The 12,383-nt window shown below is 70.5% G+C and carries 11 protein-coding genes; 1 reads left to right on the top strand and 10 read right to left on the bottom strand.

What is annotated here, in order from left to right:
* Positions 1-76 precede the first annotated feature (76 nt).
* The 3 genes from ACIDOF_RS19855 to ACIDOF_RS19865 all read right to left on the bottom strand — a co-directional run bounded on the left by ACIDOF_RS19855 (position 77) and on the right by ACIDOF_RS19865 (position 1,750).
* Positions 77-457, bottom strand: a complete 381-nt coding sequence (locus tag ACIDOF_RS19855) for a DUF6113 family protein (RefSeq protein ID WP_409007269.1) — start codon at positions 455-457, stop codon at positions 77-79.
* Between the two features lie 62 nt (positions 458-519).
* Positions 520-1,497 (bottom strand): N-acetyl-1-D-myo-inositol-2-amino-2-deoxy-alpha-D-glucopyranoside deacetylase, encoded by a 978-nt coding sequence (gene mshB / locus ACIDOF_RS19860; protein WP_409007270.1) that lies wholly within the window; start codon positions 1,495-1,497, stop codon positions 520-522.
* 58 nt (positions 1,498-1,555) lie between these two features.
* The gene (locus tag ACIDOF_RS19865) at positions 1,556-1,750 is read right to left on the bottom strand and encodes a DUF2304 family protein (RefSeq protein ID WP_282539368.1); all 195 of its coding nucleotides are present in this window, start codon (positions 1,748-1,750) and stop codon (positions 1,556-1,558) included.
* Positions 1,751-1,971: 221 nt separating this feature from the next.
* Here ACIDOF_RS19865 and ACIDOF_RS19870 point away from each other — a divergent pair, with 221 nt between their 5' ends.
* Positions 1,972-4,143: a prolyl oligopeptidase family serine peptidase gene (locus ACIDOF_RS19870; protein ID WP_409007271.1), complete on the top strand. Its 2,172-nt coding sequence runs from the start codon at positions 1,972-1,974 to the stop codon at positions 4,141-4,143.
* Positions 4,144-4,427: 284 nt separating this feature from the next.
* Here the strand turns inward: ACIDOF_RS19870 and ACIDOF_RS19875 are convergent, their stop codons facing one another.
* The 7 genes from ACIDOF_RS19875 to ACIDOF_RS19905 all read right to left on the bottom strand — a co-directional run bounded on the left by ACIDOF_RS19875 (position 4,428) and on the right by ACIDOF_RS19905 (position 12,372).
* Entirely contained in the window at positions 4,428-5,474 is a 1,047-nt protein-coding gene (locus ACIDOF_RS19875; protein WP_409007272.1) for an ABC transporter ATP-binding protein, read from the bottom strand.
* On the bottom strand, positions 5,464-6,447 hold the full coding sequence (locus ACIDOF_RS19880; protein WP_409007273.1) for an ABC transporter ATP-binding protein: 984 nt from the start codon (positions 6,445-6,447) through the stop codon (positions 5,464-5,466). The genes ACIDOF_RS19875 and ACIDOF_RS19880 overlap by 11 nt, the downstream gene beginning before the upstream one ends.
* Positions 6,448-6,454: 7 nt before the next feature.
* Entirely contained in the window at positions 6,455-7,441 is a 987-nt protein-coding gene (locus ACIDOF_RS19885; RefSeq protein WP_409007274.1) for an ABC transporter permease, read from the bottom strand.
* A complete protein-coding gene (locus tag ACIDOF_RS19890) occupies positions 7,434-8,357 on the bottom strand; it encodes an ABC transporter permease (protein ID WP_409007275.1) in 924 nt (307 codons plus the stop codon). Before ACIDOF_RS19890 ends, ACIDOF_RS19885 begins: the two co-directional genes overlap by 8 nt.
* Before the next feature lie 27 nt (positions 8,358-8,384).
* On the bottom strand, positions 8,385-10,010 hold the full coding sequence (locus ACIDOF_RS19895; RefSeq protein ID WP_409007276.1) for an ABC transporter substrate-binding protein: 1,626 nt from the start codon (positions 10,008-10,010) through the stop codon (positions 8,385-8,387).
* 162 nt (positions 10,011-10,172) lie between these two features.
* A complete protein-coding gene (locus ACIDOF_RS19900) occupies positions 10,173-11,321 on the bottom strand; it encodes an ABC transporter ATP-binding protein (protein WP_409007277.1) in 1,149 nt (382 codons plus the stop codon).
* Positions 11,314-12,372: an ABC transporter ATP-binding protein gene (locus ACIDOF_RS19905; RefSeq protein WP_409007278.1), complete on the bottom strand. Its 1,059-nt coding sequence runs from the start codon at positions 12,370-12,372 to the stop codon at positions 11,314-11,316. Before ACIDOF_RS19905 ends, ACIDOF_RS19900 begins: the two co-directional genes overlap by 8 nt.
* Positions 12,373-12,383: the final 11 nt, after the last annotated feature.

Below are 12,383 nucleotides of genomic sequence, written 5' to 3' on the forward strand. Positions count from 1 at the left end.
CCACCATACTGGCCGCGCCCGCCGGCCAGCGGGCGACCGCAGCCAATCCCATGCGCCCGGGGGTTCATACGGGGACTCACTTGCCAAGTCGGCCGCTGGATGGCATGGGTTGCGAAGGCACCGCTACCGTGGCGCACATCACAGCGACGGCCATACCGCCCAACAAGTAGACATACGAGCCAAGTCCGGCACCGAACACGAAGTCACCTTCGGGCCTGCTCGACGTCAGCAGGATCACGGCGACCAGCCAGCCGGCGCCCGCCGCGAAGCCGCCGCCCCTGCTGCCCGTGGCCCGCCCCCCGCCGTAGCAGACGCCGGCCGCGCCGAGCAGCGCGAGCAGCAACCCGCCCGGGAACCAGGCGGCTTGGATGAGCGCGCCCGCCGCGCCCGCGACCGCGCCGATGGCGAGCAGCAGCACGTACGCGACGAGCCGGGCGGGCCTCAGCGGCTGGGCCATGAAGCCGCCGGGGGCGTTCCCCTGCGCTCGTGCGCGTGGCGTGCCTGGAGTGCCTTGCGTGCTCACGTGCCGGTCACCGTTCCTCGGTCGTGCTGTGGGGTCGTGCCGTCGTCCTGCGGCCGGGTCGTGCCGTCGTCCTGCCGTCGCGTGGTGGGCAGGCCCGCGAAAAGGTCGGTCTCGCGCTCGCCGGGTGCGGCGCCGGAGCGGCCGCGGACCAGCTCGTAGAACTCGGTGTCGAACAGCGGCTGCGCCAGGTCGTTGGAGAGCGCGAACCAGGGTTCGGAGACGGCGATCTGGGTCGCGTGGGCGCGCATCGCGGCGGCCTTGCGGGCGACTTGGGGGCGGCCGTCGATCACGGTCGTGATGCGGTCGTCGTCCACCACGCCCGGCACGTCCGCCAGCTGCGCGGCCGCCCACGGCAGTTCGGCGACGGCGTGCTCGCGCAGCTCGGCGAAGAGGCGCTCGCCGAGGGAGCGCGGGACCCGGTTCCAGTAGATCTTGGCGATCTCGTGGGCGGGCCCGAGGTCCGGGCGGAAGCCGGGCTCGGCGGCGAGGTCGGCGGCGCGCATGGCGACGCGGTGCGCCTGGATGTGGTCCGGGTGCCCGTACCCCCCGTCCGGGTCGTACGTGACGAGGACCTGGGGGCGCACCTCCCGGATCACCTCGACGAGGAACGCGGCCGCCTCGTCCACGTCGGCGGACCAGAAGGCGCCGGGGCGGTGGTTCTGCTCGACGCCCATCATCCCGGAGTCGCGGAACCGGCCGGGCCCGCCGAGGAAGCGGTGGTCCGTGACGCCGAGCTCCTTCATCGCCGCGGCCAGTTCCTCGGCGCGGTGGGCGCCGAGGCTGTCCTCGTGCTCGGCCGCGAGGTGGGCGAGGGCAGGCGGAATCACCTCGCCCTCCTCGCCGAGGGTGCAGGTCACGAGCGCGACATGGGCGCCTTGCGCGGCATAGGTGGCCATGGTCGCGCCGTTGTTGATCGACTCGTCATCGGGGTGCGCGTGCACCAGGAGCAGACGCCGATCCGCCAGTTCCGTCATGCCCCCAGCCTACGAGGGGGCGCCGGGCAGGCACCCCCTCGCCCGCCGCGCCCCGTCCTCAGAACTTCAGGTCGCCCAGCATGCCCGCCACATTGGTCGTGACCTCGCTGATCGTGGGAGCGATCGAGGAGCTGGCCAGATAGAAACCGAGCAGCACACAGACGAGCGCGTGCCCCGCCTTCAACCCTGACTTCTTGATCAGAAGTACGACGATGATCGCGAACAGCACCACCGCCGAAATCGACAGGGCCACGGCGGTTCACCTCCATAGGACGACGGGACGTCGGGACGTCGGACAGCAAGCGGGCGGCCCGCTCGGACCGCCTCAACACCGGGGCGGCGTACGCCAGTTCGGCACACGCCAGGGGTATACCCACCCAGTGCTACGGATCATAACTTTCCGTGTGACGGCATGGATCGGTGCATGGCAGCACGAGGGGCGCATGGCGGCGGCGCGATCAGTAGCCTCGGGGCATGACGTCCCCACAGCCCCCACAGACTCCGCCGCCGTCGTTCCCTCGTCGCCACGCGCGGACCCAGCGCTTCACGCTCGGTGCGCCCCGCGCATTCACCGTCTCACCTGATGGATCCCGGGTCGTTTTCCTGCGGTCCCGCTCCGGCACGGACCGGGAGACCGTGCTGTGGGTCCTCGATGTCGACTCCGCCGGGCGGCAGGAGCCGGCCGAGCGGGTCGCCGCCGACCCGGTGGCCCTGCTGCACGGCGCCACCGAGCAGTTGTCCGCCCAGGAGCGCGCCCGCCGCGAGCGCAGCCGCGAGAGCGGCGCGGGCATCGTGGGCTACGCCACGGACGCCGCCGTGGAGTTGGCGGCCTTCGCGCTCTCCGGCCGCCTCTTCACCGCCGAGCTGCGCGCGGGCACGGCCCGTGAACTGCCCGTCCCCGGCCCGGTGATCGACCCCCGGCCCGCACCCGACGGCCGCCACGTCGCGTACGTCAGCGGCGGCGCCCTGCGCGTGGTGGGCGCCGAGGGCGCGGACGACCGGGCGCTCGCCGAACCGGACCCGGAGCCGGGCGCGGACCCGGCGACGGTGACGTACGGCCTCGCGGAGTTCATCGCGGCCGAGGAGATGGGGCGTTCGCGCGGCTTCTGGTGGTCGCCGGACTCGGACCGGCTCCTGGTCGCGCGGGTGGACGACGCGCCGGTGCGCCGCTGGTGGATCGCCGACCCGGCGCACCCGGACCGGGAGCCCGCCCCGGTCGCGTACCCGGCGGCGGGCACGCCCAACGCGGACGTACGGCTCTTCGTGCTCGGCCTGGACGGCTCGCGGACCGAGGTCGAGTGGGACCGGGCCAAGTACCCGTATCTGGCGCGCGTGCACTGGTCGTCGGCCGGGGCGCCGCTGCTGCTCGTGCAGGCGCGGAGTCAGCGCGACCAGCTGTACCTGGCCGTGGACCCGGACACCGGGTCGACCCGGATGGTGCACGCCGACGACGACCCGGACTGGCTGGAGCTGCTGCCCGGCGTGCCCGCGTGGACGCCGTCGGGGCAGCTGGTGCGGATCGCGGACGAGGGCGGCGCGCGGGTCCTCTCGGTCGGCGAACGGCCGCTGACGGGGCCGCAGTTGCAGGTGCGGGCGGTCCTCGACATCGCGGACGAGGACGTCCTGATCGCGGCGTCGGCGGGCGAGGCCGCCAAGTCCCCGGAGATCGGCGAGACGCATGTGTACCGGGTCAACGAGCTGGGCGTGGAGCGCGTCTCGCAGGAGCCCGGCGTGCACTCGGCGGTGCGCTCCGGCGGGGTGACCGTGCTCGTCTCGGCGCGCCCCGAGCACCCCGGTGCGCAGGTCCAAGTGCTGTGGGACGGCAAGCAGTTGGTGCAGATCGCCTCGTACGCGGAGCAGCCGGGCATCACGCCGCGGCTCACGCTCACCGAGGCGGGCGCACGCCGGATTCCGTGCGCCGTCCTGCTCCCCACGGACTACCGCGAGAGCGACGGTCCGCTCCCCGTGCTCCTCGACCCGTACGGCGGGCCGCACCACGCGCGCGTGGCGGCGGCGCACAACCCGTACCTCACGTCGCAGTGGTTCGCCGACCAGGGCTTCGCCGTCCTCGTCGCGGACGGCCGCGGCACCCCGGGGCGAACTCCCGCCTGGGAGAAGGAGATCCGGGACAACATGGCAGCCGCGGTCCTGCAGGACCAGGTCGACGCGCTGCAGTCGCTCGCCGACCGCTTCCCCTTCGACCTCTCGCGGGTCGCCATCCGCGGCTGGTCCTTCGGCGGCTACCTCGCCGGCCTCGCCGCCCTGCGCCGCCCCGACGTCTTCCACGCGGCGATCGTCGGCGCCCCGGTCACGGACCAGCGGCTGTACGACACGCACTACACGGAGCGGTACCTGGGCGACCCGAACACGCAGCCCGAGGTGTACGCGGAGAACTCCCTCGTGACCGACGAAGGGCTGTCGGGGGCGGTGGAGCCGGCCCGGCCGATGATGATCGTGCACGGCCTCGCCGACGACAACGTGGTGATGGCGCACACCCTGCGCCTCTCCTCCGCGCTGCTCGCGGCCGGGCGTCCGCACGAGGTGCTGCCGCTGTCCGGGGTCACGCACATGACGCCGCAGGAGCAGGTGGCGGAGAACCTGCTGTTGCTCCAGGTGGACTTCCTGAAGCGGTCGTTGGGGCTGTAGCGGTCTGCCGTACGGCGGTCGGCCGGGGTGACATGGCGCACCCCGGCCGACCTACGGCACCCGCACGGCCGCACGTGTTCCAGGGTGGCGGTGCCTCGTGTCGCGGCTGCGTCGGCGTGGTTGCCGGTTTGTTTCCCCACCCCGCCCCTTCCCGAAAGCCTCCGGCGGTGTCCGTTCGGCTGCCGCGCCGTCGTGGTCGCTCGCGCAGTTCCCCGCGCCCCTGTCGGGGCACGTCGTCCCCCTGCCCACGGCGGGAAAGCCGACGACGAACGACCGACCCCGGGTCAGCCGGCCGTCGACGGGACCACCTGGCGCTCCTCCGCGAAATGGCACGCCGACGCATGATCCGCCGGCCCCTCCGTCCCACGGAACACCTCGGGGGAGGCGAGGAGGGGCACCTCCGCCTCGCACCGCGGCTGCGCCTTCCAGCACCGGGTACGAAACCTGCACCCCGAAGGGGGATCAGCGGGGGACGGCACGTCCCCCGCGAGCAGAATCCGTTCCCGGTGCGCCCGAGCCCCCGGATCCGGCACCGGCGCAGCCGACAGCAGCGCCTGCGTGTACGGGTGCGTCGGATGCTCGTAGATCTCCTCGCCCGTGCCCGTCTCCACGATCCGCCCGAGGTACATGACGCCGACCCGGTCGGAGATGTGCCGGACGATCGACAGGTCGTGGGCGATGAACACGTACGAGAGGGAGAACTCCGACTGCAGCCGGTCGAGCAGGTTGACCACCTGTGCCTGGACGGACACGTCGAGCGCGGACACCGGCTCGTCGGCGACGATGATCTCCGGCCGGAGCGCCAACCCGCGGGCGATGCCGATGCGTTGGCGCTGCCCGCCGGAGAACTGGTGCGGGTAGCGGTTGACGTAGTCCGGGTCGAGCCCGACCACGTCGAGGAGTTCCCGGACCCGCCGGCGCCGGTCCCCCTTCGGGGCGGCCTCGGGGTGGATCTCGTACGGCTCCCCGACGATGTCGCCGACGGTCATCCGCGGGTTCAGGGACGTGTACGGGTCCTGGAACACCATCTGGATGTTGCGGCGTACGGATTTCAGCGCGCGGCCGGACAGGCGGGTGATGTCCTCGCCCTTGTACCGGATCGAGCCGGCCGTCGGGCGCTCCAGGTTCATGAGGAGCTTCGCGACCGTGGACTTGCCGCAGCCGGACTCCCCCACGATGCCGAGGGTCTCGCCCCGGCCCAGGTCGAGGTCGACGCCGTCGACGGCCTGCACGGCGCCGACCTTCTTCTTGAGGACGACGCCCCGGGTGAGCGGGAAGTGCTTGACGAGGCCGCGTACTTCGAGGAGCGGTTCGACGGGTTCAGGCGTCACGCAGCGTCTCCCTCCAGAAGTGGCAGGCGCTGGCCCGCCCCGCGTCCTCGTCGACGGCGTACAGCGGCGGCTCGTCCGTGCGGCACACGTCCCGGGCGCGCGGGCAGCGCGGGTGGAAGGCGCAGCCGGACGGGATCGCCATCAGGTTGGGCGGCAGACCCTTGATCGCATACAGCTCGTGGCCCTTGTGGTCCAGGCGCGGGATCGAGTCGAGCAGGCCGCGGGTGTACGGGTGGGCCGGGGCCTTGTAGAGGTCGTGGACGGGGGCGGTCTCGACGATGCGGCCCGCGTACATCACCGCGATCCGGTCGGCGACGTCCGCGACCACCCCCAGGTCGTGGGTGATGAGGATCAGGCCCATGCGGTACTCCTGCTGCAACTCGGCCAGGAGGTCCATGACTTGGGCCTGCACGGTGACGTCGAGGGCCGTCGTGGGCTCGTCGGCGATGATCAGCGCGGGTTCGAGGGCGAGCGCCATCGCGATCATGATGCGCTGGCGCATGCCGCCGGAGAACTGGTGCGGGTACTGCCCGACCCGCTCCTTCGCCGCCGGGATGCGCACCCGGTCCATCAGCTCGATCGCCTTGAGCTTCGCGTCCTTCTTGGACATCCCGCGGTGCACCACGAACATCTCGCCGAGCTGCTCGCCGACGGTGAGCACGGGGTTGAGGGAGCTCAGCGCGTCCTGGAAGATCATCGCCATCTCGGCGCCGCGCACCTTGCGCCGTTCGTCCTCCTTGAGCTGGAGCAGGTCCCGGCCCTGGAAGAGGATCTCGCCGCCGGTGATCCGCCCGGGCGGCACGTCGAGGATGCCCATGATCGCCTGCGCGGTGACCGACTTCCCGGAGCCGGACTCGCCGAGGACGGCAAGCGTCTCCCCCGCGTCGACCGCGTACGAGACCCCGTTGACGGCCTGGGCGATGCCGTCGCGGGTCCTGAACTCCACGTGCAGGTCGCGTACTTCGAGCAGCATGGCGACATCACCTCAGCTTCGGGTCGAGGGCGTCGCGGACCGCGTCGCCGAGCATGATGAACGCCAGGACGGTGACGCTCAGGGCGCCCGCGGGCCAGAGCAGCATGTGCGGGGCGTTGCGGATGGACTGGGCGGCGTTGGAGATGTCGATGCCCCAGGACACGGTGGGCGGCCGGAGTCCGACGCCGAGGAACGACAGGGTGGCCTCCAGGGCGATGTACGTGCCGAGGGCGATGGTCGCGACGACGATGACCGGCGCGACCGCGTTCGGCGCGACATGCCTCAGCAGCATCCGCCCGTTGCTCGCGCCGAGGGCCCGCGCGGCCTGCACGTAGTCGTGCTGCTTGGCGGTGATCACCGAGCCGCGGGCGATACGGGAGACCTGCGGCCAGCCGAGCAGCACGATGAACCCGACCACCGGCCACACCGTCGAGCTGGTGACCACGGAGAGCAGCACGAGGCCGCCGAGGATCACCGGGATGCCGAAGAAGATGTCGGCGATCCGGGAGAGCAGCGCGTCCCACCAGCCGCCGAAGAACCCGGCGAGCCCGCCGAGGAGGCTGCCGAGCAGCGCGGCGCCGAGGGTGGCGCAGACGCCGACGGTGATGGAGGCGCGGGCCCCGTACACGGTCCGGGTGTAGACGTCGCAGCCCTGGCTGTCGAAGCCGAAGGGGTGGCCGGGCTGCGAGCCCTCCTGGGCCTTGGCGAGATGGCACTCCAGGGGGTCGCCGCTCGCGATCAGGCTCGGCCAGAGCGAGATGGTGACGAGGAAGAGGATCAGCAGGCCGGAGACCAGGAAGACGGGGTTGCGGCGCAGCTGGAACCAGGCGTCGGACCAGAGGCTGCGCGGCTTGCCGGGCCGCGGCCCGGCGCCGGGCGGCCCGCCGGGCGGCGGCTCGCGCTCGGCGGTTTCGGCTTCGCTCACGGCCAGGTCCATGGCGCCTCCCGAGCCGTGCGGGGCGATCGCCTGCTGGGGGTCGTAGGGCTCAGGCATAACGGATCCTCGGGTCCAGGACCGCGTACAGAAGGTCGACGAGCAGGTTGGCGAGCAGGAAGACGATCACCAGGATCGTCACGAAGCCGACGACCGTGGGGGCGTTGTTGCGGAGGATGCCCTGGTAGATCTGGTAGCCGACGCCGTGGATGTTGAAGATCTTCTCCGTGACGATGGCGCCGCCCATCAGCGCCCCGATGTCCGTGCCGATGAAGGTGACCACCGGGATCAGCGAGTTGCGCAGCAGGTGCCGGGTGATGATCCGGCGCCGCGGCAGCCCCTTGGCGACGGCGGTCCGCAGATAGTCGGCGCGCACGTTCTCCGCGATGGACGTACGGGTCAGCCGCGTCACGTACGCGAGGGACACCAGGGCGAGCACGACGCCCGGCAGGATCAGCTCGTCGAACGGCGCGTCCGGCGACACCGTCGGCCGGATCACGCCCCACTTGACGCCGAACAGGAACTGCAGGACGTACCCGCTGACGAACGTCGGCACGGAGATGACGATCAGCGTGAGCACGAGCACCGAGGTGTCCACGGACCGGCCGCGCCTGAGCCCGCTGATCACCCCGAGGGAGATGCCGACGATCAGCTCGATGACGATCGCGACGAGGGTCAGACGCAGCGTCACCGGATAGGCGCTGGCGAGGAGTTCGGTGACCTTCTGGCCGTTGAACGCGGTGCCGAAGTCGCCCTGGAAGATCTGCCCCATGTAGTGCAGGTACTGCTTCCACAGCGGCTGGTCGAGGTACAGCTCGTGCCGGATGCGGGCCGCGGTCGCCGGGTCGGGCGCCTTGTCCCCGAAGAGCGCGGCGACGGGGTCGCCGAGCGCGTACACCATGACGAAGATCAGGAAGGTGCTGCCGATGAAGACCGGGATCATCTGGAGCAGGCGTCGGATCACATAGCGGCCCATGAGGGTGCCCCCTGCCTCGGTTGCTGCTCAGCCGACCTTGATCTGGTCGTAGACCGGGACGCTGAACTGGTTGAGCTGGACGTCGGAGATCAGGTCCGACCAGCCCGCGGAGCCGTTCTGGTACCAGAGCGGGATGGCGGGCATCTGCTCGGCGAGGATCTTCTGCGCGTCCTGGAACTTCTTCACGGCCGCGGCCAGGTCGCTCTCCCGGTTGGCCGCGGCGATCAGCGCGTCGAACTGCTTGTTCTCGAACTTGCCGTAGTTCGAGGAGCCGCCGGTCGCGTACAGCGGCTGCAGGAAGTTCTGGATCAGCGGGTAGTCCGCCTGCCAGCCGGAGCGGAACGGGCCGGTCATCTTGAAGGTGGACTGCTGGTTCTTGAAGTCGGCGAACGTGCCGACCGGGTTGACCGTGCACACCGCGCCCTTGCCGAGCGCGTTGTTGATGCTGTTGCAGACCGCGTCCATCCACTCGCGGTGCGAGCCGGTGTCCACGTTCGACGTCAACTGCACCTTCCCGCCGGGCAGTCCACCGCCTTCCTCGATCAGCTTCTTGGCCCGCTTCGGGTCGTAGGTGCAGGCCTCGCCGCACAAGCCGGCCTTGTAGCCGCCCTGTTCGCGCAGGGCGGGCGAGGTCCAGTCGCTGGCGGGGGTGCGGGTCTTCTGGAAGATCTGCCGGGTGATCTCGTCCCGGTCGATCGCCATGGACAGCCCCTTGCGGACCTTCTCCATGCCGGGCTTGGACCAGTTCTTGTCGTACGTCGGGAAGACCATCGTCTGGATGATCAGCGCGGGCTGGTTGATGTACCGGTCGGCGAGGTCGGCCTTGACGTTCTTCAGCTGCTTGGCCGGCACGTCGTCGACGAGGTCGAGGTTGCCCGCCATCAGGTCGGTGTACGCGGTGTTGTTGTCCGTGTAGACGACCAGGTCGACGCCGCCGTTCTGCGCCTTGTCCGGGCCCTTGTAGCCGTCCCAGGCGCGCAGCTTCATCGACGAGCCCTTGGTGTACGAGTCCACCGTGTACGGGCCGTTGCCCACCGGCTTCTTCAGCCAGGCCTCGTGGTCCTTGAAGAACGACTGGGGCAGCGGCAGGAACGCCTGGTAGCCGAGGGTCTCCGGCCAGGTGGAGAACTTCTCCTTCAGCTTGACCGTGAACGTCCGCTCGTCCTTCACGACCAGGCCCGACATCGTCTTGGCCTTGGCGGCCCCGGACTCCGGGTGGACGTCTTCGTACCCCTGGATGTTCGAGAAGAACGGGGAGTTGTTCTGCTTGCTGTCGACGTGCGCGCCGTAGTTCCAGGCGTCCACGAAGGACTTGGCGGTGACCTTCTCGCCGTTGCTGAACGTCCAGCCGGGCTTCAGGGTGACCGTGAAGTTCTGCTGGTCGGTGGTGTCGATCTTCTCGGCGACCATGTCCTGGGCCTCGCCGGTCTTCGGGTCGTACCGCTTCAGGCCCCGGAAGACCATGTCGAGGACCTTGCCGCCCTGCACCTCGTTGGTGTTGGCCGGCTCGATCGGGTTCTGCGGGTCGCCCCAGGAGGAGCGCACGATCCCGGCCCCGTCGCCGGCGCTGCTGCTTCCGCCGCCGCAGGCCGTCGCCGCGAGGACGACGAAGGCCGCGCACACGGCCCACTTGGCGTGGGTGGCTCCGCGCATGGAGTGCCTCCTAGATGCGATACGCACAGGTAGGCCCCAATACACCCCAGCCCCGGACGGGCCGCATGTGCACGGCCCCCTTCCGTGCACTCCGTCAAGCAGAAACCCCCCGGATGCCCGAGCGGGCGCTTCCGGGGGGTTTCCCTGTGACGTGACGCGGGGTCAGGCGGCGTGCACGACGTCCTTCTCCTCGGCGAAGTGGCAGGCCGACTCGTGCGCGGCCGGCGTGTCCGAGCTCTTGAACCGCTCGGGCACCGCGAGCAGCGGCACCTCGTTGGCGCACTTGTCCTGCGCCTTCCAGCAGCGGGTGCGGAACCGGCAGCCGGAGGGCGGGTTGGCCGGCGAGGGCACGTCGCCGGTGAGGATGATCCGCTCCCGGCCCTCGCGCGCCTCCGGGTCCGGCACCGGCACCGCGGAGAGCAGCGCCTGCGTGTACGGGTGCGTCGGGTGGTCGTAGATCTGGGCGTCCGTGCCGATCTCGGCCATCTTGCCCAGGTACATCACGCCGACGCGGTCGGAGATGTGCCGCACGATGGACAGGTCGTGCGCGATGAAGAGGTAGGACAGGTTGAACTCGTCCTGCAGCTTCTCCATCAGGTTGATGACCTGCGCCTGCACCGACACGTCGAGCGCGGACACCGGCTCGTCGCAGATGATGATCTCCGGGTTGAGCGCGAGGCCGCGGGCGATGCCGATGCGCTGGCGCTGGCCGCCGGAGAACTGGTGCGGATAGCGGTTGATGTACTCCGGGTTGAGCCCGACGACGTCCAGGAGCTCCTGCACCTTGCGGCGCCGGTCGCCCTTGGGAGCCACCTCGGGGTGGATGTCGTACGGCTCCCCGATGATGTCGCCGACCGTCATGCGCGGGTTCAGCGAGGTGTACGGGTCCTGGAACACCATCTGGATGTTGCGGCGCACGGCCTTGAGGGCGCGGCCGGACAGCTTGGTGATGTCCTGGCCCTTGTAGAACACCTCGCCCGCGGTGGCCTTCTCGAGCAGCATCAGCAGCTTGGCGACGGTCGACTTGCCGCAGCCGGACTCGCCCACGATGCCCAGGGTCTCGCCCTGGTACAGGTCGAAGGAGATCCCGTCGACGGCCTTGACCGCGCCGATCTGCCGCTTGAAGAGGATGCCCTGGGTCAGCGGGAAGTGCTTGACCAGGTTCCGCACCTGCAGGATCGGCTCGCCGCGCTCGACCGGGGCCTCGATGGCCTCGACTGCGGCGTCCTCGGTGGCCGCGTCGGCCGCTTCCACCGCGGAGACGTTGGGTGTGGCGTCCACCGGCTCTTCGCCCTTGTTCAGCTCAGCCATGGATCGTCTCCTTCCAGAAGTGGCAGGCGCTGCCGCGGCCCGCGATGTCGCCACCGCCCTGCTCGGTCACCTGGTGCAGGACGGGGACGTCCGTACGGCAGATGTCCTCGGCCTTCGGGCAGCGCGGGTTGAAGGCGCAACCCTGGGGAATCCGGGTCAGGTTGGGCGGCAGACCCTTGATCGCGTACAGCTCCTGGCCCTTCTGGTCCAGGCGCGGGATCGAGTCGAGCAGACCCCGGGTGTACGGGTGCGCGGGGCGCTTGTAGAGCTCGTGCACCGGGGCGGTCTCGACGATCCGGCCCGCGTACATCACCGCGATCTTGTCGGCGACGTCCGCGACCACACCCAGGTCGTGGGTGATGAGGATCAGGCCCATGTTGTACTCCTGCTGCAGTTCAGCGAGGAGGTCCATGACCTGGGCCTGCACGGTCACGTCGAGCGCGGTGGTCGGCTCGTCCGCGATGATCAGGTCCGGTTCGAGGGCGAGCGCCATGGCGATCATGATGCGCTGACGCATACCGCCGGAGAACTGGTGCGGGTAGTCGTTCACCCGCTCCTTGGCGGCCGGGATGCGCACCCGGTCCATCAGCTCGATCGCCTTGGCCTTGGCCTCCTTCTTGCCGAGGCCCTGGTGCACGCGGAACATCTCGCCGAGCTGGTAGCCCACCGAGAGCACCGGGTTGAGGGCGGAGAGCGCGTCCTGGAAGATCATGGCGATCTTCTGGCCGCGGATCTTGCGCCGCTCCTCGTTGGACATGGTGAGCATGTCCTGGCCGCGGAAGCGGATCTCGCCCTGCGGGATCTTCCCGGGCGGCATGTCGAGGATGCCCATGATCGCCTGCGCGGTCACGGACTTGCCGGAGCCGGACTCGCCGAGGACGGCGAGCGTCTCGCCCGCGTCCACGGTGTAGTTGACGCCGTTGACCGCCTTGGCCACACCGTCACGGGTGTGGAACTCGACGTGCAGATCGCGCACTTCGAGCAGCGGGGCGTCGGCCTCGGACCCGTCGCGCGGGCCCGGGACGCTCATGGTCTTGTCGATGGTGGTCACGTACGCCCTCC

Source organism: Streptomyces sp. Da 82-17 (assembly GCF_046098215.1).
Lineage (GTDB): Bacteria > Actinomycetota > Actinomycetes > Streptomycetales > Streptomycetaceae > Streptomyces.